The 25,608-nt window shown below is 63.4% G+C and carries 22 protein-coding genes and 1 tRNA gene; 20 read left to right on the top strand and 3 right to left on the bottom strand.

The annotated features are described in order from the left end of the window. Positions 1-14 precede the first annotated feature (14 nt). A complete protein-coding gene (locus tag OJA40_RS02225) occupies positions 15-1,502 on the bottom strand; it encodes an aldehyde dehydrogenase family protein (protein WP_208425293.1) in 1,488 nt (495 codons plus the stop codon). Between the two features lie 188 nt (positions 1,503-1,690). On the opposite strand from OJA40_RS02225, the gene OJA40_RS02220 reads away from it, so the two are divergent. The 13 genes from OJA40_RS02220 (at position 1,691) to OJA40_RS02160 (ending at position 18,456) form a co-directional block, all read left to right on the top strand. Further along, positions 1,691-2,893, top strand: coding sequence for a pyridoxal phosphate-dependent aminotransferase (locus OJA40_RS02220; RefSeq protein WP_263809866.1), 1,203 nt, complete (start codon positions 1,691-1,693; stop codon positions 2,891-2,893). 106 nt (positions 2,894-2,999) lie between these two features. Beyond that, a protein-coding gene (gene prfB / locus OJA40_RS02215; protein ID WP_208425295.1) for a peptide chain release factor 2 occupies positions 3,000-4,137 on the top strand; the annotation gives its coding sequence in 2 pieces (ribosomal slippage) (positions 3,000-3,068 and positions 3,070-4,137; 1,137 coding nt in all). 270 nt (positions 4,138-4,407) lie between these two features. Further along, positions 4,408-4,875 carry a ribosome maturation factor RimP gene (locus OJA40_RS02210; RefSeq protein WP_263809865.1) on the top strand — a complete coding sequence of 156 codons (468 nt, stop codon included), beginning with the start codon at positions 4,408-4,410 and terminating at the stop codon, positions 4,873-4,875. Between the two features lie 83 nt (positions 4,876-4,958). Then, a complete protein-coding gene (nusA, locus tag OJA40_RS02205) occupies positions 4,959-6,569 on the top strand; it encodes a transcription termination factor NusA (RefSeq protein ID WP_208425297.1) in 1,611 nt (536 codons plus the stop codon). A 70-nt stretch (positions 6,570-6,639) separates the two neighbouring features. After that, positions 6,640-9,732: a translation initiation factor IF-2 gene (gene infB / locus OJA40_RS02200; RefSeq protein WP_208425298.1), complete on the top strand. Its 3,093-nt coding sequence runs from the start codon at positions 6,640-6,642 to the stop codon at positions 9,730-9,732. A 76-nt stretch (positions 9,733-9,808) separates the two neighbouring features. Further along, positions 9,809-10,207 (top strand): 30S ribosome-binding factor RbfA, encoded by a 399-nt coding sequence (gene rbfA / locus OJA40_RS02195; protein WP_208425299.1) that lies wholly within the window; start codon positions 9,809-9,811, stop codon positions 10,205-10,207. A 146-nt stretch (positions 10,208-10,353) separates the two neighbouring features. Beyond that, positions 10,354-11,289, top strand: a complete 936-nt coding sequence (locus tag OJA40_RS02190; protein ID WP_208425300.1) for a bifunctional riboflavin kinase/FAD synthetase — start codon at positions 10,354-10,356, stop codon at positions 11,287-11,289. A 125-nt stretch (positions 11,290-11,414) separates the two neighbouring features. Next, the gene (rpsO, locus tag OJA40_RS02185) at positions 11,415-11,681 is read left to right on the top strand and encodes a 30S ribosomal protein S15 (RefSeq protein ID WP_011404516.1); all 267 of its coding nucleotides are present in this window, start codon (positions 11,415-11,417) and stop codon (positions 11,679-11,681) included. Positions 11,682-11,821: 140 nt separating this feature from the next. Next, the gene (gene pnp, locus OJA40_RS02180; protein WP_263809009.1) at positions 11,822-13,960 is read left to right on the top strand and encodes a polyribonucleotide nucleotidyltransferase; all 2,139 of its coding nucleotides are present in this window, start codon (positions 11,822-11,824) and stop codon (positions 13,958-13,960) included. 149 nt (positions 13,961-14,109) lie between these two features. After that, the gene (galE, locus tag OJA40_RS02175; protein WP_263809010.1) at positions 14,110-15,096 is read left to right on the top strand and encodes a UDP-glucose 4-epimerase GalE; all 987 of its coding nucleotides are present in this window, start codon (positions 14,110-14,112) and stop codon (positions 15,094-15,096) included. Positions 15,097-15,158: 62 nt separating this feature from the next. Continuing rightward, positions 15,159-15,980, top strand: a complete 822-nt coding sequence (locus OJA40_RS02170; protein WP_208425302.1) for a segregation and condensation protein A — start codon at positions 15,159-15,161, stop codon at positions 15,978-15,980. Between the two features lie 543 nt (positions 15,981-16,523). Continuing rightward, complete coding sequence (locus OJA40_RS02165) at positions 16,524-18,125, top strand: carboxypeptidase regulatory-like domain-containing protein (protein WP_208425303.1); 1,602 nt, start codon at positions 16,524-16,526, stop codon at positions 18,123-18,125. Between the two features lie 88 nt (positions 18,126-18,213). Beyond that, the gene (locus tag OJA40_RS02160; protein ID WP_208425304.1) at positions 18,214-18,456 is read left to right on the top strand and encodes a hypothetical protein; all 243 of its coding nucleotides are present in this window, start codon (positions 18,214-18,216) and stop codon (positions 18,454-18,456) included. A gap of 122 nt (positions 18,457-18,578) precedes the next feature. Here the strand turns inward: OJA40_RS02160 and OJA40_RS02155 are convergent, their stop codons facing one another. Together OJA40_RS02155 and OJA40_RS02150 are read right to left on the bottom strand one after the other, a co-directional pair. Next, a complete protein-coding gene (locus OJA40_RS02155) occupies positions 18,579-18,890 on the bottom strand; it encodes a hypothetical protein (protein WP_011404510.1) in 312 nt (103 codons plus the stop codon). Between the two features lie 171 nt (positions 18,891-19,061). Next, complete coding sequence (locus tag OJA40_RS02150) at positions 19,062-20,906, bottom strand: SLC13 family permease (RefSeq protein WP_263809864.1); 1,845 nt, start codon at positions 20,904-20,906, stop codon at positions 19,062-19,064. 387 nt (positions 20,907-21,293) lie between these two features. Here OJA40_RS02150 and tuf point away from each other — a divergent pair, with 387 nt between their 5' ends. The 7 genes from tuf (at position 21,294) to rplJ (ending at position 25,551) form a co-directional block, all read left to right on the top strand. Beyond that, entirely contained in the window at positions 21,294-22,484 is a 1,191-nt protein-coding gene (tuf, locus tag OJA40_RS02145; protein ID WP_208426649.1) for an elongation factor Tu, read from the top strand. A gap of 90 nt (positions 22,485-22,574) precedes the next feature. After that, positions 22,575-22,647: transfer RNA gene (locus OJA40_RS02140), tRNA-Trp, on the top strand. 114 nt (positions 22,648-22,761) lie between these two features. Continuing rightward, positions 22,762-22,947 carry a preprotein translocase subunit SecE gene (gene secE / locus OJA40_RS02135; RefSeq protein ID WP_208426650.1) on the top strand — a complete coding sequence of 62 codons (186 nt, stop codon included), beginning with the start codon at positions 22,762-22,764 and terminating at the stop codon, positions 22,945-22,947. Positions 22,948-22,997: 50 nt separating this feature from the next. Beyond that, complete coding sequence (gene nusG, locus OJA40_RS02130) at positions 22,998-23,555, top strand: transcription termination/antitermination protein NusG (RefSeq protein ID WP_011404507.1); 558 nt, start codon at positions 22,998-23,000, stop codon at positions 23,553-23,555. Between the two features lie 118 nt (positions 23,556-23,673). Further along, the gene (rplK, locus tag OJA40_RS02125; protein ID WP_208426651.1) at positions 23,674-24,114 is read left to right on the top strand and encodes a 50S ribosomal protein L11; all 441 of its coding nucleotides are present in this window, start codon (positions 23,674-23,676) and stop codon (positions 24,112-24,114) included. Positions 24,115-24,249: 135 nt separating this feature from the next. After that, positions 24,250-24,963, top strand: a complete 714-nt coding sequence (gene rplA / locus OJA40_RS02120; RefSeq protein WP_208426652.1) for a 50S ribosomal protein L1 — start codon at positions 24,250-24,252, stop codon at positions 24,961-24,963. A 51-nt stretch (positions 24,964-25,014) separates the two neighbouring features. Then, positions 25,015-25,551, top strand: a complete 537-nt coding sequence (gene rplJ / locus OJA40_RS02115) for a 50S ribosomal protein L10 (RefSeq protein ID WP_011404504.1) — start codon at positions 25,015-25,017, stop codon at positions 25,549-25,551. Positions 25,552-25,608 lie beyond the last annotated feature (57 nt).

Here is a 25,608-nt window from a genome sequence, read left to right as displayed (position 1 = left end):
AAGCCCCCCTCCACTTAGTCTTCCACCGAGTCCATCTGGGCTTTTTGTAGCTGGCCGGAGTAGTCAACATAGAGGGTTTTGTGCTCCGTCCAGAACTCGAAGGCCGCATAGCCCCCGTCCCGCTGGCCGTTGCCGGTGTCCTTTACCCCCCCGAAGGGCATGTGGGCCTCGGCACCGATCGTGGGGCCGTTGACGTAGGTGATGCCGGCCTCCAGGTCCCGCATCGCCCGGAAGCTCTTGTTCACGTCCTGGGTGTAGATGGAAGAAGAGAGCCCGTACTGGGTATCGTTGGCCACCGTCACGGCCTCGTCGTAGGACCCGACCTCAAACGTCGCGAGCACCGGCCCGAAGATTTCTTCTTGGGCAATCGTCATGTCGGGCGTCACGTCCGTGAAGAGGGTCGGCTCGTAGAAGTGGCCGTCGAGGCCGTCAACCGACGCAGGCGCGCCGCCCATCTCCAGGGTGGCCCCTTCGTCCTGCCCAATCTCGACGTACCGGTGCACCGTTTCCGCGGCGGCCCGATTGATGAGGGGCCCCACGTCGGTGTCCGCGTCGTTTCCATCACCGAGGACGAGCGCCTCCGCCTCGTCCCGAATCATCGCCACGAGCTCGTCGTGCACCGATTCGTGACAGATGAGGCGGCTGGTGGCCGTGCACCGCTGGCCCGTGGTGCCGTAGGCGCCCCAGATGGCGCCCTCCAGCGCGAGGTCGAGGTCGGCGTCGTCCATCACGATCATCGGGTTCTTGCCGCCCATCTCCAGGGACACCGGCGTATTGAGGCGGCCGCAGGTCTCGGCAATCGCGGTGCCGACCTCGTAGGATCCGGTGAAGCCGATGGCGTCGACCTCCGGGTGCTCCACGAGCGCCTGCCCCGCCTCGTCCGCGCCATGGACCACGTTGATGACCCCATCCGGAATGCCCGCGTCGATCAGCGTCTGCACGAAGCGCAGGCCGCTGTGCGGGGCGTCCTCGCTCGGCTTAAAGACGATCGTATTGCCGGCGGCAAGGGCCGGGAAGATCTTCCAGGACGGCACGGCGACGGGAAAATTCCAGGCCGTGATGATGCCGCACACCCCGAGCGGGCGACGGATGGCCATGTTCATCTTGTCGGGCAGCTCACTCGGGACCGTGGTGCCGAACAGCCGTCGCGTTTCGCTGGCCGCGTAGTAGGCCGTGTCGATGGCCTCCTGCACATCGCCCTTCGTCTCGAAGAAGGGCTTGCCCATCTCGCGGGTCATCGAGCGGGCGATTTCGTCTTTTCGCTCCGCGAGCAGGTCGCCGGAGGCTTTCAGAATCTTCCCGCGGTCCGGGGCGGGGGTGCTGCCCCAGTCCGAGAAGGCGTCTTGGGCCGCCTGCACGGCGGCGTCGACGTCGGCGGGGGCCGACTCCGGGAATTCGCCGATGCGGTCGTCGGGGTCGGCGGGGTTTCGATTGTCGAAGGTGGCCTGCGAGGCAGCGCCGGTCCAGCGGCCGCCAATGTAGTTTTCGAACGTATCGGGCATACCAGACACAAAGAGAGACAATTTGGAGGGGAACAGTGCGTTTCAAACCTAGGTGCCGAGAACTTCAAAGTACAATCCGCTGTCCGGCGCCCGGTCGGCATCGCCGGGGACGAACTGAACCTCACGGGAGGGACAGAGTACGCACCTACACCAACCGCTTGTTTGACCTCAGCCCCAAAACCTGTTCTATGGCTGCCCCCGCCACTGCCCCCGATCTCGATACGTACGTCTCCGATCGCGTGCGTGAGACGCCCCCGAGCGGCATCCGCCGGTTCTTCGACATTGCCGCCACGATGGACAATGTAATCTCGCTCGGCATCGGGGAGCCGGACTTTGACTCGCCGGACGCGGCGCTGGAGGCCGGCGTCGACGCGCTGGAGAACGGGCGCACGAGCTATACCTCCAATGCCGGCATGGAGGAGCTCCGCGAGCTCATCGCGGCGGATTACGAGGCGCGATACGGCCTCTCGTACGACCCGGAGAGCGAAATCGTCGCCACGGTGGGGTGCAGCGAGGCGATGCAGCTGGCCATGCAGGCTTTTCTCGAGCCGGGGGACGAAGTGCTGATCCCCGAGCCCTGCTTCGTGTCCTACGGCCCGTCCGCCCGATTTGCAGGGGGCGAGGTCGTGCACGTTCCGACCCACGTCGAGAACGACTTTCAGGTGACGGCCGCCGACATTGAGCCGCACCTTAGTGACCGGACCAAGGTGCTCTTCCTCGGATATCCGAACAACCCGACCGGGGCGGTGCTGCGGCGCGACACGCTTCAAGAGATCGCCCAGCTCGTGGTCGACAACGACCTGCTGGTCGTCTCTGACGAGATCTACGACCAGTTGATCTACGGCACCGCCCACGACCGGGGGCACGTGTGCGTCCCCACCGTTGAGGGGTTGCGCGAACGGACGGTGCTGCTGGGCGGCTTCTCGAAGAACTACGCGATGACGGGATGGCGCATCGGGTTTGCCTGCGCGCCGAAACCGCTCGCGCAGGCGATGCTCAAGGTGCACCAGTACATGATCATGAGCGCGCCGACGATGGCCCAGGAAGGGGCCATCGCCGCGCTGCGTGAGGCCAGGAGCGACGTGGAGAAGATGCGGCAGAGCTACGACGAGCGCCGCCGCACCATCGTGTCGGGGTTGAACGACGCGGGCCTCCCCACCTTCGAGCCGGAGGGCGCCTTTTACTGCTTCCCCGACGTGACCTCTACGGGGATGACGTCCGAGGCATTTGCCCAGCGGCTCCTGGAAGAAGAAAAGGTGGCGTGCGTGCCTGGAACCGCCTTCGGCCCAAGTGGGGAAGGGTACGTGCGGTGCTCCTACGCCACCGGCCTGGACGACATCACGGAGGCGCTCACCCGCATTGACCGGTTTGTGTCGCGGCACCAGTCCTGAAGGCCCGCTCCCAGTCGGTCTGGAGAAACATCCCGCTTCGGACCGTAGTTTCTGCCGCCACAAAGTGTTGGCTCCGCTTCCCCTCACCAAAACTCTCTCTTCCACCATGAAGTCGTACTCGGACGAAGACCTCGAACAGCTAGCTGAGCGCGTGGAGGCGCTCGGGGGCTATCTTTGACGTAGACGGTCGCCGCATGACCGTCGAAGAGCTCAACCAGGAGCGGATGGACCCCGACTTCTGGGACGACCCGGACCGGGCCCGCGAGATCGAAAAGCGAATTGCCCGCGAAGAAGAATGGATCGAGGCGTGGGAGGACGTCAAGGAGCAGGCCGAGGACATTGAGACCCTTCAGCTTCTCTCCGAAGAGGAAGGGGAAGACATGTCGGACGAGATCGACGCGGAGGCGCGAAGGCTCGAACGGAAGCTCGATCGATTGGAGTTGGAGAGCCTTCTCGACGACCCTGACGACGAGCGGGACGCCATTGTCGAAATCAACCCCGGCGCCGGGGGCACCGAAAGCCAAGACTGGGCAGAAATGCTGCTCCGCATGTACATGCGGTGGGCCGAGGACGAAGAGTACGACGTGGAACTCGTCCATCAGCAGCCTGGGGAGGAGGCCGGCATCAAGAGCGCAACCCTGAATGTGCAGGGACGGCACGCCTACGGCCGCCTGAAAAGCGAAACCGGTGTGCACCGACTGGTCCGCATCTCCCCGTTCGACGCCGACAGCCGCCGCCACACCTCGTTTGCGAGTGTCTTCGTCTACCCCGAGGTTGACGACAGCATCGGGGTGGACTTGAGTGAGGGCGAAATAGAACTCCAGACCTTCCGGTCCGGCGGCAAGGGGGGGCAGCACGTCAACAAGGTCGAAACGGGCGTCCGTTTGATCTGGACCGGCACCCTGTCCAACGGCGAGGAGGCCACCGTCCGGGCCGCGTGTACTCAGGAGCGGAGCCAGCACCAAAACCGCCGTCGTGCCCGAGAGATGCTCAAGAGCCGCATCTACCAGGCGGAGCGGGAGCTCAAAGAAGAAGAAAAAGAGCGGCTTGAGAGTTCGAAGAAAAGCATCGAATGGGGGAGTCAGATCCGCTCGTACGTGCTCCACCCCTACAAGATGGTGAACGACCACCGGACGGACACCAAGCGGAACGACGCGGAGGCCGTGCTGGAAGGGCAACTGGACCCGTTCATGAAAGCCTATCTCCTCAAAGGCAAGAAAGACCGAGACACGTCTCCAGTATAGGGGTGCGCAGCGCAGCTGCTGGGGGGCGGACGCGTAGAAACATCGGGCGGGGCCCAACGTTACAGCGTTTTGACACGCGTATTTCGTGGTCCGCTGGGGAAACAGCGCAGGAAGGTGGCCCCGACGCCACCTTTTTGTACTGATGCCTGCGGGCATCCGAGAATTGGAGAGGCGGTTCGGCGATCCCGGGCCGCGCATGGCGTTCGTCCCGCCTGTCGGGCCGGGCGCTTTTTTGCACTAGGTGCTTCTGGACGATTGACGACTGCATTTGTGAACCCCACGCAACAACACCTTGCCGACCGGGTTTCCGGACTGACCGAAGAGGTGATCGTCGGAACCGACTACTTTCTGGTGGACGTGGAGGTGCGGGGGCACAAGGGGACACGGGTCGTGGAGGTGTACATTGACTCCGAGGAGGAGGTGGGCCACGATGACCTCGCCCTCATTAGCAAAGAGATCGGGTTTCTGCTTGACGTGGAGGACGTGGTCGATGGAAGCTACAAGCTGGAGCTCTCCTCCCCCGGGATTAAGCGTCCTTTGACGATGCCGGCGCAGTATCGGAAGAACGTTGGCCGCACCTTGCGTGTACGATTCGAAAGCGACGGCGACGAAGAAATCGTGGTGGGGGACTTGACCGACGCGGACGACGAAGAGATTGAACTGGAGCTGCCCTCTGCGGAGCGCCTTCAGCTGCCATACACGATAATCACCCAGGCTCGGATTGAGCTGCCCTGGTAATTGAGCTGCCCTGGCAAAGGGGAAGCGGGACACACACGCGGCGGGCCACGCGGAACGTACTTCTTCACAGGACGAGACGGATTATGCGAAGCGAAGACCTGATCTCCTCATTTGGGGAAATAGCCCGGTCCAAAGACATGGACCGGGACACGCTCCAGATCATCGTGGAGGACGTGTTCCGTGCGATGCTTCGCAAGCGGTACGGGTCGGACGAGGCCTTCGAGATCATCTTCAATCCGAAGCAGGGGGACATCCAGATTCTCCACATTCAGGAGGTCGTCGGGGACTGGGAGGTGGAAGACCCGGTGACCGAGATTAAGGAGTCCGAGGCCAAGAAGATTGACGACGGCTTTGCGGTTGGCGACGAGGTGGCGGGGGGGCTGGACGTCAGCGAGTTTGGGCGCCGGGCCGTGATGACTGCGCGGCAGACCTTTCGCCAGCGGATCCGTGACATCGAGAAGGAGCAGGTCTACCAGGAGTACACGGAGCTCATCGGGGAAATCGTCGTCGGGGAGATTTACCAGGTCCGTCGCCACGAGACGCTCCTGATGCACGAGGACACCGAACTCGTGCTGCCCCGCGACGAACAGATTCCGGGGGATCACTACCGGAAGGGCAACATGCTTCGGGCCGTCGTCAAGGAAGTGCGGCGCGATGCGGGAAGCGATCCACAGGTGGTGGCCAGCCGCACCTCCCCGGTGTTCATGGAGCGCCTCTTCGAAGTCGAGGTGCCGGAGGTGCACGACGGCATCGTCGAGATCAAGAAGGTGGCCCGGATTCCTGGCGACCGCGCCAAGGTGGCGGTCGAGAGCCACGACGAAAAGGTGGACCCGGTCGGGGCGTGCGTGGGCGTCAAGGGCGTCCGGATCAACGCCGTCGTCCGGGAGCTCTCCGACGAGAACATCGACGTGATGCAGTGGTCCGACGACCCCCAGGAGCTGATTGCTCGGGCGCTGTCGCCGGCCGAGCCGACGAACGTTTCGTTGAACCAGGACGAGGACCCGCCGCGGGCCCGCGTGGAGGTGCCGGCCGACGAGGTCAGCCAGGCCATCGGCAAGCGCGGCGTCAACATTAAGCTTGCCTCGCAGTTAACCGGATACGAAATCGATGTCTACCGCGAAATCCCGGCGGACGAGGAAGACATTGACATCGAGCAGTTTGGCGATGAACTTACGGAAGAAACCATCGGGAAGCTGAAGCGGATCGGCTGCGACACCGGAAAGGCCGTGCTCGAACTGTCGGCGGACGCCCTGGCCCGACGCGCCGACCTTGACCGCGACACCGCCGAGCAGGTGCTGGAAATCATTGAGACCGAGTTTGAGAAGGGGCCGGGCATCATCGAGTCGATCCGACAGGGGCGATTCACGGTGGAGTCCGTGCAGGCGGCGGAGGGGGCCGACACGGACGGCACCACTCCCAGCGAGGCGGCGACCGAGTCCGCCGACTCGAAGAGCCGGGGCGATGCGGACGAGGAGCCGCCCGAGACCGGCGCCCCGGCCCCCGACGCGGACGGGGAGGAGACGGTCGTCGACGGGCCGGCCCCGAATGAGCCGGAGCAGGCCGACGGAGACAGCGAGGCAACAGAGGAAGGCAGTGACGAAGAGGTCGAAGAACAGGACGAGATTCCCCAAAGCCCCTCCGAAGAGCAGCAGGAAGCGGAGTCGACCCCCGAAGAGCCCGAGGTTCGATCCTAGCTGCGCATGCCGCCGAAAACGACTTCGGCGGTCGCTTTTGTAGTGAGTCTGAGCAACAACCGATTGCCATATGGCAACCAAGACGAAAGACTTTCAAGAGAAGAAGCTCTTTCAGGTCGTTCGGGAGCTGAATGTTTCCGAGGACCGCGTGGTAGAGTTTCTGGAAGAGGAGGGCTACGAAGAGGCCCTCTCCGGTTCTGGCCTCAACGCGAAGATTGTCGACGAGGAGGCGTACCTCGTCCTGCGGGAGGAGTACGCCGACGACGCAGAAGTGGCGGCCCGCATTCGGGAGCTCCGCTCAGAGGAGGACGACGGCGGCCCGGAGCGGGACGAGGTGGCCACCCTTGATGAGGAACAGGCGGCCGAGCCGGAGTCCGCCACCGAGGCGGCAGAAGAGGCGGCAGAAGAGGCGGCAGAGCCCGCTGTCGCGGACGACGAGGAGGAACCACGTGCCTCAGGGGACGCAGCGCCGGAAGCGGCCCCGGCGGAAGAGGACACCCCGGATGCAACGGCCCCCGCGGACGCAGAGGCAGAGCCTTCCGGGGCCGAGGCGGACGCCGACGATGCACCGGCGGACGAAGCGCCCACGGACGAAGCCGAGACGGCCCCCGACGACGCGGCCGATGAGGACGACGCGACGATCGCGGACGAGCAGGAGCAGGCCGCGCAAGAACCGGACGCCGAGGCGGACGCTTCGGACCAAGACACGGGCGAGGAGGCCTCCGATACGGACGTGGCCACGGAGGCGGATGCTGCAGACGACGCCGAGGCCGAATCCACCGCGCCCGAACCGACCGAGGCGGAGCCCGAGACGCCCGCCGCCGAGATGGAGGCGGAAGACGTGTCGGCTGCCGACAAGGAGACAGCGTCGGCCGAGGGGGCGGGCGATCACGCTTCCGACGAACACGCTTCCGATGAAGACGCGGAGGCGCCGGAAGAATCGACGCAGGCCGAAGGGGAGGCCGACGACACGACGGAGGCAGAGACCCCGGCCGAAGGGGCTGACGAAGCGGCGGACGACGAGTCGGAAGAAGAGGGGGAGACGCTCAAGGCCGGGCGCTACCGTCTCAAGGGGCCCAGCGTGGTCGGCAAGATGGACAGCGATCAACTTCAGCGTCCGGATCGCAAGCGCAAGCGGAAAGATAAAGACAAGGACAAAGACAAGAGCAGCAAAAAGGACAAGAAGGACAAGAGTAAAAAGAAGAGCAAGAGCAAAGGGAAGAAGCAGAAGGGCGGCGGTGGTGGGGGCCCCGACGAGGAGGACATTGAGCAGACGCTTCAAGAGACGCTCCAGGAGCTGGAACAGGGCGCCAGCCGCGAACGCCAGCGCCGCCGGCGCCGCCGGCGCAAGCGACACGAGGAGGAGCGGCAGCGCCGCCGAGAGCGCAAGCGCGAGCAGGAAAATATTCTCGAAGTGACCGAGTTCGTCACGACCGGCGAGCTCGCAAATCTGATCGGGGAGCCGGTGAGCGACGTGATCGACACGTTGTTCGACGCGGGCATGATGGTGTCCATCAACCAGCGTCTCGACACGGAGACGATTGAGTTCGTCGCCGACGAGTACGGCTACGAGGTTGAGTTTGTCGCGGAGCGGGACACGCAGGCCGTCGAGGTTGAGGAGGACGACCCGGAAGACCTCGAACCGCGCGCCCCGGTCGTGACGGTGATGGGACACGTCGACCACGGCAAAACCTCCCTGCTCGACTACGTCCGAAACGCCAACGTGGTGGCCGGGGAGGAGGGGGGCATCACGCAGCACGTGGGGGCCCACTACGTAGAACTCACCGATCACGACAACGAGGCGATTGCCTTTCTAGACACGCCGGGCCACGAGGCCTTCACCGCCATGCGTGCCCGTGGGGCCAAGGCCACCGACATCGTGATCCTGGTCGTCGCCGCGGACGATTCCGTCATGCCGCGGACGAAGGAGGCGATCAACCACGCTCAGGCCGCCGACGTGCCCATCGTGGTGGCCATCAACAAGATGGACAAGCGCGAGGCGGACGCCGAAAAAGTGCGGGCCGAGCTTGCCGACCAAAACGTGCTCGTGGAGGAGTACGGCGGGGACGTGCAGTCCGCCGAGGTGTCCGCGAAGACGGGAGACGGCATCAATGAGCTGCTCGACAAGGTCCTTCTGCAGTCCGAGATCATGGAGCTGAAGGCCAACCCCAACCGGGAAGCCTCCGGCGTCATCATCGAGAGCCGGCTGGAAAAGGGCCGCGGGAACGTGATTACCGTTCTTGTGCAAAACGGCACCCTCGAGACGGGCGATCCCTTCCTGGCCGGGATTCACAGCGGAAGCGTCCGTGCCATGTTCAATGAGCGGGACAACCGCATTGAGTCCGTGGGGCCGTCCCAACCGGCCCTTGTCCTCGGGTGCGACGGATCGCCGGAGGTTGGCGACCAATTCGTCGTCATGGACAGCGAGGGCGAGGCCCGAGACGTGGCCCAGGAGCGCCAGCGGATCCACCGCGAGCAGGAGCTCCGGCGACAGAGCCAGGTGTCGCTCGATCAGGTCAGCCGCCAGATGGCCGAGGGCGAGTTCCACGAGCTCAACCTTATCATCAAGGCCGACGTGGGCGGTTCTGTCGAGGCCCTCTCCGACGCCCTCCTGAAGCTGAAGACCGACGAGGTGGCCGTCAATGTGATCCACAGCGGCGTGGGGGCCATCACCGAGAGCGACGTGATGCTGGCCCGCGCCTCGGACGCCATCATCCTTGGCTTCCAGGTGCGTCCCACGTCCGGGGCCCGTGAGGCGTCCCAGCGAGAAGAGGTCGACATTCGGACCTACTCGGTCATCTACGCGGCCATCGAGGACGTCCGCGATGCCCTGGAGGGACTGCTCTCCCCCGAGCGCCGCGAAGAGACAAAGGGGCGGGCCGAGGTCCGAGACACCTTCAGCGTCCCCGACGTAGGAATGGTGGCGGGGTGCTACGTCAACGAGGGCACCGTGGGGCGAAACCAAAAGGTGCGTCTTGTGCGGGACGGCGTTGTGCAGTACGAGGGAGAGATCAGCTCGCTCAAGCGCTTTGAGGAGGACGTCAATGAGGTCCAGAGCGGGTACGAGTGTGGGCTCTCGATCGAAAACTTCGACGACCTGAAGGTTGGGGACGAGCTCGAAACCTACGTAATTGTTGAGGAGGCACGGGAGCTTGAGGTCTAACTTCGCTCCGCCACGCCGACGCCGCTTCTGGCTCGGCCCCGTCCTCTGATGGTTTCACCCCTACCTCCCGCCCACCATGAGTGTATATACCGAACGCGTCGCGGAGCTCGTCCAGCGCGAGGTTGCCCGCATTCTGCAGCGCGAGTACGCAGACCGGCTCCAGCCGATGGTGACGATCACCCGCGCCCGAGTGACCGGCGACCTCTCCATCGCGTACCTGTATGCGAGTGTGATGGGGGACACCGCCGAAGAACGGGAGGCCACCTTCCGGCAGCTGGAGAGCCTCGCGGACGAAATTCGGAACCAACTGGCGTCTCGCATCCGGCACAAGGTTCGAGAAATTCCGGAGCTCAAATTTTTCCACGACGAGTCGCTGGAAGAAGCCAAGCGGATGGAGAATCTGTTTGACCGCATCCGCGAGGAGCGGGAGCGGCGGCTCGAGGACGGAGAAGATTCCGCTGGTGCTCGTGAATGAGCATGCCGGCCGGAAAGAAGGAACGGCGCGCTCCCCTCTCGCCAACCGTCCTTCTCTGCTTTTGGGGCCTACGTCCACTTCGAGGCCGTCTGCATGCCGCCTCTGGCCCCTGCCGGATCCGCTGACCAAGGACGAGCCGATTCCCTATGAAGCGTGAGATTGGATGGGATGCCATCAGCTGTGACCCCCAATCGGTTGTCACCGTTGGGACCTTTGACGGCGTGCACCGTGGCCACCAAGCGATCATCGAGTACCTGCAGGACCGGGCCGAGGCCCAGAACGGACCCAGCACGCTCGTGTCGTTTGATCCCCACCCCCGAGCCGTAGTGCACGACGAAGAGGTCCCGCTCCTGACGACCGTGGCCGAGCGGGCGGACCTGCTCGAACGCCTTGGCCTCGATCGGTTTGTGGTTGTTCCGTTCTCGGACGACTTTGCGCAGCTCAGCCCCACGGCCTACGTTGAAGAGGTGCTCGTGGACCGAATCGGCGTCCAGGAGATCACGGTCGGGTACGACCATCGATTCGGGAAAGACCGGGCTGGCGACGTGGAGGCCCTTCGGGAGTTCGGGGGGGAATACGGGTTTTCGGTGGACGTCATCCCCCCGCAGGAAGTCGACCACGACGTTGTATCGTCCCGTACCATCCGATCCCTGCTGGTAGAGGAGGGGCGCGTTGAACAGGCGACCGACCGGCTCGGACGCCCGTACCAGCTCCAGGGCGTCGTTTCGAGGGGCCAGGGGCGCGGACGCAAGCTCGGCTACCCCACCGCGAACCTTGCCCTCGGGGACGCCCGCACGTTGGTCCCGAAGCAAGGGGTCTACGCCACTGCGGTCACGCTTCCGAATGGGGACCGTCGGGGGGGCATGATGAATATCGGAAGCAGGCCCACGTTCGACGAAATGGACGTCACCGTCGAGGTGCATCTCCTCGACTATGAGGGCGACCTGTACGGGGCCTCCCTCTCTGTTGAGTTCCTGCAAAGATTGCGGGCCGAACAGAAGTTTGAATCCGCGGAGGCACTGGCGGCGCAACTTTCTGAAGACGAAGAGCGTTGCAGAACCGTTATCCGAACACAGGCTTGACGGCTGCTCGCTGTTCCGGTGTCCCGGGACGAAGATGGTGTTCGGCACGTTCGCCCGCGAACCCACGCTGGAGTCGCGGTTTCTTCTTTAGCATGGCATAATCTAAAGAGGTATTTCACCGCACGATGATTACACAAGAAGAGCAACAGAAAATTATAGACCGGTTCGGCAACGGACCGAACGACACAGGGACCCCGGAGGTGCAAATTGCGATCTTCACGAAGCGGATCGAACACCTCACGGAGCACCTCGAAGACCACCCCAACGACAATTCCACCCGGCAGGGACTCCTTGATCTCGTCGGAAAGCGCCGACGGTTGCTGAATTACCTTCAGGAAAACGAGATCGAGCGGTACCGTACCATCCGAGATGAACTGGAGCTCCGAAAGTAGCCCGCTCCGCAATGCGGCGTCCCGGCCTCGCCGGGGGGCCGTTTGCTATACGGGGGGCATACGGAGTGCCCTAACCGACGGCCCCGCGTCGGAACCCCTTTCGCCTTTTGTTGACTTATGAGAGTAGCAGATTGAGACGTATGAAGCCTGAAGCCCACATTGAAGACATCGAGTTCGTCCCCGACCGATCGCTGTCGCTGGAGACCGGCCGCATCGCCAAGCAGGCCGACGGGTCCGTCGTGGCCCGGCTGGGAGACACGATGGTGCTCTCCACCGCCACACTCAGCGACTCCGTTAACGAGTCGAACTTCTTCCCGCTCACCGTTGACTACCGGGAAAAGTTTGCGGCCGGGGGGAAGGTGCCGGGCGGGTTCATCAAGCGCGAGGGGCGTCCCACCGACAAGGAGACGCTCACCTCACGGCTAATTGATCGCGCGATCCGGCCGCTCTTCCCGGACGGCTTCTACCACGACGTCCACGTCGTGAACTTCGTCATCTCGGCCGGCCAGGACTTCGACGCCGACGTGATTGCCGGGGTGGGGTCGTCCGCGGCCCTCATGCTGTCGGGGGCGCCCTTCGCGGGGCCCTTCGCGGAGGTTCGCGTGGGCCGTGTGGATGGGGACTACATTGTAAACCCCACGATGCCGCAGACCGAAGAGAGTGACATCGACCTCGTGGTGGCGGGGAAGGAAGACGCTCTCGTCATGGTGGAGGGGGAGGCCGAAGAGATCAGCGAGGAGAGCATGATCGAGGCCCTCGACGTGGCCCACCGGTCGATTCGTCGGCTCTGTGAGGGACAACACCGTCTCGTGGAGCAGGCGGGCGAGCCCGAGCCGTTTGAGTGGGAGGCCGACCGCGTGCCGGAGCAACTGGTGCAGCGCATGCGAGAGGAGTACGGACCGAAGGTGGCCGACCACATCCACGGGCCGTACAGCAAAGAGACGTTTCACGGCGGGATCGGGGCCCTCAAGGACCAGGCCGTCGACAACGTGCTCGGCGATGCGTCCGAAACCCCGGAGGGCTACACCGCCTCGGACATCCGCGACGCCATTGGGGAGGTGGAGAAGGACGAGATGCGCAACATGATCGTTGAGGAGGGCAAGCGCATCGACGGACGCGACCAGACCGACGTTCGGGATCTTTGGATGGAGGTCGGTTATCTGCCGCGTGTCCACGGGTCCGCCATCTTCACGCGAGGGGAGACGCAGGTGCTCGGCTCCATTACGCTCGGCACGTCGGACGACGTGCAGCCGGTCGACGAGGTCTTCGCCGACACGGACAAGTCGTTCTACCTCCACTACCGCTTCCCGCCGTTCTCGGTGGGCGAGGCCAGCTACCTGCGGGGTCCCAAGCGCCGCGAAATCGGCCACAGCATGCTCGCGGAGCGGGCCCTGCGGCCGGTCATCCCGGAGCAGGACGCGTTCCCGTATACGATCCGCATCAACGCCGACGTCATGGAGTCGAACGGCTCCTCCTCCATGGCCAGCGTCTGCGCCGGCAGCCTGGCCCTCATGGATGCCGGGGTGCCCATCGAGAAGCCAGTGGCCGGCATCGCGATGGGGCTCGTGCAGGAGGAGGACGAGACCACCGTCCTCACCGACATCCTCGGCCAGGAGGACCACCTGGGCGACATGGACTTCAAGCTCACGGGGACCCGGGACGGCATCACGGCCTGTCAGATGGACATGAAGATCGAGGGCCTGTCCCGCGACGTCATGCTGAAGGCCCTGAAGCAGTCTCGAGACGCGCGTCACCACATTCTCGACAGCATGGAGGAGACCATTGCGGAGCCGCGGGCAGAGCTGTCCAGCCACGCCCCGCGCCTCACCAAGCTCACGATCGACCCCGACCGGATTGGGGCCGTCATTGGCCCGGGCGGGAAGGTCGTCAAGAGCGTTCAGGAAGAGACGAACACCGAGATCACGGTCGAGGAGGAAGACGGCGTGGGCATCGTGACGATCGCGGCCACCAATCAGAACGACGCCGAGGCCGCCATCGAGCGGATCAAGCAAATCGTGGCCGTGCCGGAAGAGGGCGAGGACTACGTCGGCACCGTCAAGGGTATCCGCGACTTCGGGGCCTTCGTCGAGATCATGCCCGAGAAGACGGGCCTGCTCCATGTCTCCGAGATCGACTACGACTACGTCGAGAACGTTGAGGACTACCTTGAGGTGGGCGACAAGGTGAAGGTGCATCTCCTCGAGGTCCACGACGACGGCAAGATGCGCCTTACGCGAAAGCCGTTCGTCTCCGAAGAAAATGGAGAGCAGAACGAGTAGCCGAGACGGCCCCGGCTCCTGCCCGGGGCCCGACGGCACATGCGATTGCACAAAAGGCGAGGGCCCCTGGGCTCTCGCCTTTTGTATAGGCCCGAAGTATATCGGGGCCGTTCGCCGTTGCAATGAATCACACCCCCGAGCCGACGTTTATGCGCGTTCTTGTTACTGGAGGGGCCGGGTACATCGGAAGCACCGTCGCCCGCCAACTCGTCGAGACCGGAAACGACGTGATCGTGCTCGACAACCTGTCGCAGGGGCACCGGGCGGCGGTGCCGGACGATGCGGCCTTCGTTCACGGGGACCTGAACGACCGTGGACGGATTGATCGCACCCTCGCCGAGCATCGACCCGAGGCGATCATGCATTTCGCGTCGCATACCCTGGTCGGGGAGTCGATGGAAGAGCCGTTCCTCTATCTCGACGAAAATGTGCGGTGCGGAATTAACCTGATGAAGTCCGCCGTGGAGCACGACGTGGATCGTTTCATCCTGTCCTCAACCGCGAACCTGTTCGGCACCCCGGAACGCATTCCCATCGACGAGGACGTGACGGTCGATCCGGGAAGCCCCTACGGCGAGTCAAAGTTTATTCTGGAGCGGACCCTCCACTGGCTCGACGAAACCGAGGACCTCTCCTACGCCGCGCTCCGCTACTTCAACGCGGCCGGGGCCGCCGGGCCCCATCAGGGCGAGGACCACGACCCCGAGACGCACCTCATCCCCATCGTGCTGGAAGTCGCGCTTGGTCAGCGCGACAAGATTGTCATCTTCGGGGACGACTACGATACCCCCGATGGCACGTGCGTGCGCGACTACGTCCATGTGCTCGACCTCGCGCAGGCGCACGTCCTGGCCCTGAACGCCCTGGACGATGGAAGCCGCGTGTATAACCTGGGCAACGGGAAGGGATACAGCGTGCGGGAGGTCATCGAGACGGCCCGCCGCGTTACGGGCCACGAGATTCCCGCCGAGGAGGGCGCTCCCCGCCCCGGAGACCCACCGGTCCTCATCGCAAGCAGCGACAAGATCCGGGAGGAGCTCGGATGGGCCCCGGAACGCAGCGCCCTCGACGACATCATCGGCTCCGCTTGGGAATGGCACCGACGCCACCCGAGCGGGTATGATGAACTGCAGTGAACGGCTCCGTCACTGAGGGCCAGACAAGCGCCGTCGTCCTTTCCACAACGGCACGAGCGGACATGTACCGCGTTGAGCTGGAGCAATTTGAGGGCCCGATGGACCTCCTCCTGTTTTTCATCAAGCGGGACGAGATCGACATCTACGACATCCCCATCGCCCGCATCGCGGACGAGTACCTCGCGTACGTCCGTGTAATGGAGGAAATCGACCTCGACGGCGTGGGCGACTTTATCTACATGGCGGCCCTCCTCATCAACATCAAGGCCCGCATGCTCCTGCCCTCACAGGAGGCCGACGAGGACGGAGAATCCGTCGATCCGCGCCGCGAGTTGGTGGAGCGCCTTCTGGAGTACGTGCGCTTCAAAGAGGCGGCCGACCAACTGTCCACCCGTCGGGAGCGACGTCGCGAGCACTTCGTGCGGGGGGACGCGTCCTCGGACCGGGAGCGCATCGAAGAATCCCACGACGCAGAGGTCGATGCGTCCGTCTACGAGTTGGTCGAGGCGCTCGGGCGAGTCCTCGAGGCCGACGAGGAGGACGAGGCCGACGAGCCCATCCATGAGGTCGAGCCGCTCGAATACACCGTCGAGGAACAGCAGCAGTACGTGATCGAGCGCCTGCGTCGCGAGCCCCGGGTCTCCTTTCGGGCCCTGATTCAGGGAGAATCGCGCGGCTTCGTCATTGCGACCTTCCTGGCGCTTCTGGAACTGACGCGACAGCAACATCTCCGGCTTCGAATCGAGGAGCGGGCCTCGGACTTCTCCGTGGAGGCACGAGGCGACACGTCGCTTCGGGCCGACGATCCGGCCCAGCAAAATCGCTCTCGGCCCCAAGGAGATGGGGCCGTCGGGGGAGGCTCAGGGGCCTCCGACGACCCTTGAGGAGGAGACAGCGGGGGCTCTAATGTGCGCCGGGCGGTCCGTTGCCAGGTCCACCCAGTCCGGGCCCACCACGGGAGCCCACCGTCTGGATCCCGACACTGCTTTCTGATTCATCCCTTTCATCACTCCTCCCAACGGGCGGCCCCTGACCGGGAGAGAGCGGCCGATGGCGCACGGCCCCGAGGCCGTGAAAGGCCCGGAGTGTAAAAACACCAGCTCTGCCGTTACGAAAGGCACCCTCCCGGTTCGGCCCGGCCGCAGTGTCATCTTTTGGATGATCAAGAGTCAAAAATAATCCTCCAAAAGTACACGAAAATCGGGCCGAGGACCCGTCTCTACGGCGACACGGGGCAAACCCTGCTTTCCGTCGGGCGCATTGCTCTTCTGTTTGTTGTTTTTAGGCCGTGCTGAACTCAGAGACGACCCGAGAAACCGCCGGTCCCCAGTCGGTTTGTGTGGCGCCCCACGCGGGGCAGGCAGATTCCGGAATGCTTCTTGCCGCATCATGATGATGCGCTGGCTTCCGACTCCCGCTCCGGTTCCATGTTCTGTTCTCTCCGCGCCGGTCGACCGCTGTCCCTCGTCCTAGCGGCCGTTCTTCTTTTGACTGTTGGACTTGGCTGTGACCTCGGCGGGGGCGGCTCCGGCGACGCGACCGTGGCCGGCCAAGTGCTCAACGCCGCCTCTGACCCCGTGGTGGGTGCGCAGGTCGTCATTCAGTTCACGGACGAGACGGGCGAGCAGGTCGAAGAGACGACCACAACGGATTCGACGGGGCGCTTCAATGAGCGAATCGACGTGGACGAGCCCACGGAGATCGTCATCACGGTGTCGAAAAAGGGGGTGGATGTTCAGCAGACGCGGCAGGCATCGCCCGATGCGGGGGCGTCCGACCTGAGCTTTACGCTCGAGATTGGGGGGGAAGAAAACCGAGAGCCCGGACGTCCCACCGACATTGTGTTGCAGGACCAGTCGGCCAGTTCGATTCGCGTGCAGGAGAGCGGGGGGACAAGCATCGCGCGGTTGACGTTCCAGGTTGTCGACTCGACCGGGAAGGCCATCCAGGCGGACCAGGCCGTGGACGTGGACTTCCGATTCGGACAGCGGCCCGAAGGGGCCAGCCTGACCCCGAGCACCGTGGAGACCAACGGGCAGGGGCAGGCCACCGTGAATGTATCGAGCGGAAAGGAGGCGGGCGTGGTACAGGTGGTGGCCCGGACCGAACGGCCCGACGGGACGACCTTCCGGTCCAAGCCGGTGGGGCTTTCTATTCACGGGGGGCTTCCCAACAAATGCCACTTCAGCCTCGCCCCGGAACGGACAAACTTCCCTGGTTTCGAGAATCCGGGTGTAACGACCCCGGTCCAGGTGTTCGTGGGGGACAAGTACGGGAACCCCGTGGTGCCGGGCACCTCCGTTTCCTTCAGTACGAACGCGGGGCTCATCGGGGGCTCTGTCCAGACCGACGATCAGGGACAAGGATCTGTCACGCTCACGTCCGCAAATCCGTTGCCGCTCGGTGGGGTTGCCACCGTGCAGGCCAGTACGGTGGGGACCGACGACGTCAATACAATCGTGAACCCCGACAACTGCCCCGACCCGGCGGAGACGGGCAACGAGAACAGGATCGTCGAGACGATTCCCGTTGTCTTCTCGGGGCGGCCGGAGGTAAAGGTTGATCCCATGAAAATCGAGCCGAGCCCGACGGATCTGCCCCAGACCTACGAATTGACGGTGCGAGACGTGCAGAATGAGAATCCGCTGGCTCCGGGCACGTCCATTCAGGTAACAGCCGAGGGAACGAACGTGAAGGCAGTGGGCAGCACCGAAGTCACTCTCGGCGATACAGCACTCAAAGACGAAAACGGAGATGGCTACGGCAAGGAAGACATCCAGAATAGAGAGGACCTTACCCTCTTCACCTTCCGAGTCGTCAAAGATGTGGAGGGGAAAGACAACCCCGAACCGCCCGAGGTTCGGGCCGTGACGATTAGCGTAGACGGGCCCAACGGAAGTCTAGAGACGGTTCTTACGCAGTCCAGCCCGAAGACCAACTCCTCGTTGCAGTCCTTGACGCCCACCCAGGGGGCAACCGTGCACCGGGCGGCGTCGGGCGGGGCGGTGGTTCGTGCGCCTCAAGAGTAAAACACCCATCCCTACGTCGCCTCTGGAGGCCTGAGGGCCCTGTTGGGGCGGTGACATCCCCGCGATTTCCCCAAAAGCAGTTAAGGCAATGATACCGATCGATGTCGAGCGTCACGGGGCCGTCGTAACCGTGACGACCGACAGCAAGAAGCGCATGTACGCGGTCATTCACCTTGCCGTACCGGCAGGATTCGATCCGTCGGATTTTACGCTGACCCGCGTGGAGATGAATCGGTGGGAGCTCTCGTTCGAGAGCGTGCCGACCGCCCACCGCTTCAAACGCCTGATGGACGAGGCCGCAAATCTCGTGGGGCAGAAGGTCCCCAGATAGGCAGCCCGGGCCACTGCCCTTCGTCCAGTCCGAAGACGAGTGTGGGCTCGGAGCAAGGCCCGCCCGAGCTGGCCGTGTCCCCTGAACGCGGCGGTGGGCACGGGCATGGGGGGAGGCGCTTCCTACTCGCGCGCCACAGGAGAAATTTCGAGCAGCTCGGCGCTTACGCGACCCACGTCCGCCTCCGTCATCGCGATGCAGCGGAGTTCAGGGTTGGTCGGGCGGTCGTGGCCTTCTCCGTCCTTGGACGCCCCCGTATCGATGAGGGGCTCGATGCCGGCGCGGTCCATGGCGTCCAGCAGCTCGGAGCTCGTCGTCTCCAGGGCATCGGCCCAGTCGGCCAGGCGTCCAGTGATGATGCCGGACTGGGAGGTAAGCTCTCCACTTCGGGTATGAGGTTGTACCTTCTGACTTCTAGCGGAACGGGACCTCATGGATGAACGGAGTCGTCAAAAGAAAGACGGCGGGTCAAGTTGATACTGCGGGCGCAAGCAAACCCCTGCAGTATGGACAAAAAGGTACCAGTGGAAGAGCCCTCGGGTTTCTCTGTGTGCATTGTGTGAAGCAGGCGCACGTGCCGAGACGATCCCCTTCGGGACGGGCGCTTACAGGTAGAACAGATAAAGCATTGTGGTGGTGACGAGCACGAAGATGAGCGACAGAGCGCTCCCGGCACGGAGGTAGTCCGGGACGCGGTAGCCACCCGGCGTCATGAGGAGGGCGTTCACGTGGTGGGTGGGCAGAATGAACGAGTTTGCCGCACAGAGCCCCACCTGAAGGACCAACACCTGTGCCGTGAGGTCGATGGTGCCGGCCATCTCAAGCACGAGGGGCACCATGAGAACGGTGGCCGCCACGTTGGACATGACCAGGGAGAAGAAGGTCATCAACAGGCCCAGGGAGAACAAGATTAGGAACGGATGGACGCCCTGGACCAGGGCCACCAGGGTTTGGGCAATGACCGAGGCGGCCCCCGATTCCTCCATGGCGATGCCGATGGGGATGAGGCCCGCGATCAGAAAGACGACTTTCCATTCGACCGACCGATAGGCCTCTTCGATCGTCAGCACGCCGCCAAGAATCATGGCGATGGCCCCGGTAAGAAAGCCGATGGAGATGGAAAGGTCGAGGGCGAGGACCAGCCCGATCGCTCCGGCGAAGCTGCCCACCGACAGCCAGGCCTTCTCGGGATGTTTGGGCTCATACTCCAGTGGGGTCACGGTGATAAAGTTTTCGCTCTGCCTGAAGAACTCCAGGCTCTCCCACTTCGCGTGCAGGACCATCGTGTCCCCGGCCTGAATGACCCGGTCGGCCCAGCCCTTCTCCACCACCTCGCTTTCACTGAAAAAGAGCACCACCTGCGCGTTGTAGGTGTCGCGGAGCGGCACGTCCCGCAGGGTCTTCCCCACGAGACTGGACCGGGCCGGAATGACAACCTCTATGTACCCGCCGCTCGATCCAAGATCCGACTTGTCTTCCTCTTCGGTCAGTTCAAGGCCGTAGGTGTTTTTGAAGGCCTCGACGTCTCCCTCCTGGCCCTGGACGACGATCTTCTGCTGCTTCTGGAACCGGATCTCCCGCCAAATGTCGTAGTCCGACTGCTCGTCGTCGTACACCTCCAACAGGTTGATATTGTAGTTGGCGCCCATTCGGGACTCCTCGGCGGATTTCCCGATGAGGGCGCTGCCACTGGGGATTTGGAAGGTATAGATGCTATCCGAGAGGCCCCATACGTTCAGTAGCTTTTGGCCGGGGGAGGTCGTGTCGCTCTCCTCGCGCTTGGAGGGAAGCACGTACGGGCCGAGAAGAGAAAAGTACCCGACGCCCACGATCAGCAGGACGAGCCCGATGGGGAAGACGCTGAAGAGACCAAACGTCGAGAGGCCCCGGGCCGTAAGGAGGTCGTTGAGAACGATCAGTGAGCTCGTTCCGACCATTGTCAGGGTGCCCCCGAGCAGGGCGGCGAAGCCCATCGGCATCAGGAGGCTAGAGATGGAAATTTGTTCCCGCTTCGAAATGCCGGTCATAACGGGAAGAAAGAGGGCGGCCGCCCCCAGGTTTTGCATGAGGCCGGACATCAGCCCGACGGTGACCGATACTGTGGAGATGATTTGACGCCGCCCCGCCCCTGCAACCTGCAGAATGAAATTTGCGATCCGCTCGGTGATGCCCGATTTGTAAAGGCCCCGCCCCATAATCATGACCGCAATGATGGCGAAGACAGCATTGCTTGAGAAGCCCGACCGTGCCTGCTCCGGTGTGATGCTGCCGGCCCAGACCAGCGAGAGCATGGCCAGGATTGCCACCACGTCAATCCGAAATGCCTCGGTCACAATCAGGGCGACAGTGAGCCCTAGGATCGCAAATACAATTAGCAACTGTGGGTCCATACGATGAGGAAGCGGACTATAGGAGAAGAGAAAGTATACGCAGATCTGCCTTCGCTGCAACCGGTACGCGACGCCATTGGTCTAAATGCGCGCCGGAAAACGGGAAGAAGTGTGCGAATACTGGCGGGACACAGGAGCTGCACGGCACGAGTCGCCTCTGCGTCTGTCGGGAGCCGGAACCAAACGTTGGGCCCCGAAGTCTCCCTACGTGGCGATACGCGCCCAAGAGCAGACCTCGGAGACGAAAACGTCAGAGTTGGAAAGCCAGTGAAGTCAGTGTCGCGCCGGAACCCTGCATGACATGGAAGGTTTTTTCAGACTGCACAGCAAATGCTATGGGGGCGTCTGCTGCGGACGCCCCTGAGGCGAAGGCCCCTTCCGCCGCATCCCGGCGGGTGTCCTGCATCCACTCCGATTCACCCTGAATACGACCACCACATAGACGTTATGGCCAAGGAAGAGTTTGCGCGGGAGAAGCCGCATGTGAACGTAGGAACGATCGGTCACGTCGACCACGGGAAGACGACCTTAACGGCGGCGATCACGAAGGTACTGGCCGAGCGTGTCGGCGGGGCGGCGGAGCAGACCTTTGAGGCGATCGACAACGCGCCGGAGGAGCGGGAGCGCGGCATTACGATTGCGACGTCCCACGTCGAGTACGAGACGGAGAACCGGCACTACGCCCACGTCGACTGCCCGGGGCACGCGGACTACGTGAAGAACATGGTGACGGGGGCGGCGCAGATGGACGGGGCGATTCTTGTGGTGGGGTCCGACGACGGCCCGATGCCGCAGACCCGGGAGCACATTTTGCTTGCGCGACAGGTGGGGGTGCCCTACCTGGTGGTGTTCATGAACAAGACCGACCTGGTCGACGACGCGGAGCTGCTGGAGCTGGTGGAGATGGAGGTCCGGGAGCTTTTGACCGAGTACGAGTTTCCTGGCGATGAGGTGCCGGTGGTGCGGGGGTCGGCGCTGCAGGCCCTCGAGTCCAGCGAGGAGCATGAGGAGAAGATCATGGAGCTGATGGCGGCGGTTGACGAGTACATTCCGACGCCGGAGCGGGACGTGGAGAAGCCGTTTTTGATGCCGGTGGAGGATATTTTTTCGATCACGGGCCGGGGGACGGTGGTGACCGGCCGGATTGAGCGGGGGAAGGTTGAGTTGCAGGATGAGATTGAGATTGTCGGGATGCAGGAGGAGAAGATGGACTCGGTGGTCACCGGCATTGAGATGTTCAACAAGACGCTGGAGGAGGGGGAGGCGGGGGACAACGCGGGGATTTTGCTCCGTGGGATTGAGAAGGAGGAGATCAAGCGGGGGATGGTGCTGGCGGAGCCGGGGACGGTGACGCCGCACAAGGAGTTTGAGTGTGAGGTGTACGTGCTCAGCAAGGAGGAGGGGGGTCGTCACACGCCGTTTTTCGACGGGTACCAGCCGCAGTTTTACTTTCGGACGACCGATGTGACCGGGTCGATTGAGCTGCCGGAGGGGGTAGAGATGGTGATGCCGGGGGACAACGCGACGTTTGAGGGGAGTTTGATTGAGCCGGTGGCGCTGGAGGAGGGGTTGAGGTTTGCGATTCGGGAGGGGGGGCACACGGTCGGCGCCGGGGTGGTGACCGACATCCTGGACTAGGGCACTTTCGGTGTCGGGGCGGTCCTCGATGCGTTTCGTCCACCGACCCTGGGCGGGCCGCACCGACGAGGCGTTCCCCACACCGCATTCGCGGACGTAGCTCAACTGGGAGAGCAGCGGACTCCAAATCCGCCGGTTGGGGGTTCGAGTCCTCCCGTCCGTGCCGCACTACGGGTCGGGTAAATGCCCATTCGAATCGGCCTTTCTCGTGTTGGCAAGCCGCTCCGACGAGCGCGTTCTGTCGCAGGCCACGGTCTGCTCATCTGACTCTTTGCCCATGACCTGGATACGTGAGTACCTGAAAAACGTCGTTGCGGAGATGGAGAAGGTGAACTGGCCCGGCCGTGACGAACTGATCAGTAGCACGCTCATCACGATCGTCGCCACACTGATCGTCTCCGGATTTATATTTCTGGCCGACCAGGTCATCCAGCGAATCCTGGAGATCCTCTACCGGGTATAACCCAAAATGGTGGGCCGCGCATCGACTGCTGCAGGCATTTGACATCCGCTATGGCTGAAGACACAGAGACAGACACCTGGTACGTGCTCCGCACGTTCTCGAACCATGAGAAAAAGGTGCGTCGGTACCTGGAAAGTGAGATCGAGCGGATTGGGCTTGAGGATCAGGTGGAGGAAATCCTGATTCCCACGGAGACGGTCTTCGAAATGAAAGGGGGAGAGAAGAAGACAAAAGAGAAAACATTCTTTCCCGGATACATCCTCCTCAACTGCACCCTCACATCCGACCTTCGCGACCTTGCCGAGGATCTTCCGTCGGTGATCGGGTTCTTGACGACAGGAACCGGAGACGAACCGACCCAGCTCCGCGAGGAGGAGATCAAGCGCATCCTCGGCAAGATGGATCGTGCGGAGGAGATGGGGGAGCAGCCCGAAATGCCGTTCAAGGTGGGCGATCCGGTGAAGGTGGTGGACGGGCCCTTCGACAGCTTCAACGGGATTGTAGAAGACGTCTACCCCGATCAGATGAAGGTCAAGGTGATGGTCTCCATCTTCGGGCGGAAGACCCCTGTTGAGCTCGACTACCTGCAGGTCGAGCACGAAGAGTAAACGCACACTTCGCAATGACGGCGCCACTGGAGCCGTCGCCCTTTCTCGTGTTTCTCGAACAAACCGGCGGAAGTGGGCCCGACTCCCATCGGGCGACGTTTGTACCGCCCATACGCACATGGCAGCACCGGTCGAACAAACCATCAAGCTTCAAATCAAGGGCGGACAGGCCAACCCCGCCCCGCCCATCGGCCCGGCCCTCGGGCAGCACGGCGTGAACATCATGGAGTTCTGCAAGGCATTCAACTCCCGCACCGAAGACCGGATGGGGACGCTCCTCCCGGTCGAGATTACGGTGTACGCCGACCGCTCCTTTGACTTCATCGTCAAGAGCCCGCCGGCATCCGTTCTTCTGAAGCAGAAGGCCGACATCGAAACCGCCGCGGGCGACCCGCTTCGGGACGATGCCGGCACGGTCACCTGGGACGATTGCCTGGACATTGCCGACCAGAAGCTTCAGGACCTGAACGCCCACACCGTGGAGAAGGGGGCGAGCATGGTGGCGGGCACGGCCCGGTCCATGGGAATTACCGTCGAGGGCAGGCCGGCCCACGAGTAGGCCCCCCGTCCTCTTAGGGGACGACCTCTTGGGGGACGACCGCTCCGATCCGTATTGTCGCCGCATTCGTTGTTCACGTGGGAGTCGCCTCGGTACCGATCGGGGGGACGTCCGTACCACACAACCGCATCTGTTATGGCAAACATTGAAGGCAAACGATACCAAGACGCCAACGAGCTCGTGGAGGAGCAGGGCGATCCTGTGAAGCTGCGAGAGGCCGCAGAGTTGGCGAAAGAAACCGCAACCGCCAATTTCGACGAGTCGATTGACCTCGACCTTCGTCTCGGCGTCGACCCGCAGCACGCCGACCAGATGGTGCGAGGGTCGATCACCCTTCCCAACGGCACCGGCCGAGAAGTCACCGTGCTGGTATTGGCCAGTGAGGGCAAGCAGCAGGAGGCCGAGGAGGCAGGCGCCGACTACGTGGGGCTCGACGAATACATCGAGCGCATCGAGGAGGAAAACTGGCTCGACTTTGACGTGGCCATTGCCACGCCGGACGTCATGGGGCAGGTGGGGCAGCTCGGGCGCATTCTGGGCCCGCGCGGCCTCATGCCGAACCCAAAAAGCGGAACCGTCACGATGGACGTGGCCGACGCGATCGAAGAGATCAAGGCCGGAAAGATTGAGTTCCGTGTCGATCAGAGTGGCAACCTGCACACCCCCATCGGAAAGGCGTCCTTTTCCCCCGACGAGCTGTACGAGAACGCCCAGGCGCTCCTCCGCGAGGTCATTCGGCTCCGGCCGGCCTCGGCGGGTGGGCTCTACCTGCGCTCGATCACGCTGTCGGCCACGATGGGGCCGCCGGTGCGTGTGGAGCGGAGCTCCGTGCTCAGTGAAGCCCGGTAGCCCCGTCGCCCCTGGCCGTCGTCGTTGCACACCGACCAACTTGCCCATTCCATGTCGAAGAACCGAGCCGAGAAAGCCGAAATCATCGAAGAGATCGGGGAGAAGCTCAACGAGTACCCGATTATCTACCTAACCAACTTTGAGGGCCTGACCGTCGCCCAGTCGAACGACCTCCGGGGGCGCTTTCGGGAGGCGGGCGTCGAGTATCAGGTTACCAAGAACACCCTGGCCCGCCTCGCCCTTGATCGCATCGAGGGGAAGGACGCCCTGGAAGAGTTTTTTGCGGGGCCTACGGCCATCGCCTTCAGCGAAGACCCGGCCAAGCCCGCTCGGGTTCTCCAGGACTTTTTGGAGGAGGAAGAGCTGGGCCGCCCGGAATTGAAGGTCGCCTGGATTGAGGGCGACATGTACGACGATCCGGAGGCGCTCGACACGCTTGCGGAGCTGAAGTCGCGCGAGGAGCTGATCGGGGAGGTCATTGGTCGCCTGCTGGCACCGGCCCAGAACCTGGTCGGCGGCCTCCAGGGGCCCGGGCAGCGTCTGTCCGGCCTGCTCCAGTCCCTCGCGGACGAAGAGGAAGACGAGTAGCGCAGGTGGCGTTCCGGCCTCACAAACGAGGTTCAGTCCACCGGCGTCCCGACCATC

This window comes from Salinibacter pepae, from assembly GCF_947077775.1.
GTDB lineage: Bacteria > Bacteroidota > Rhodothermia > Rhodothermales > Salinibacteraceae > Salinibacter > Salinibacter pepae.
This window is presented reverse-complemented; position numbering and strand designations above follow the sequence as displayed.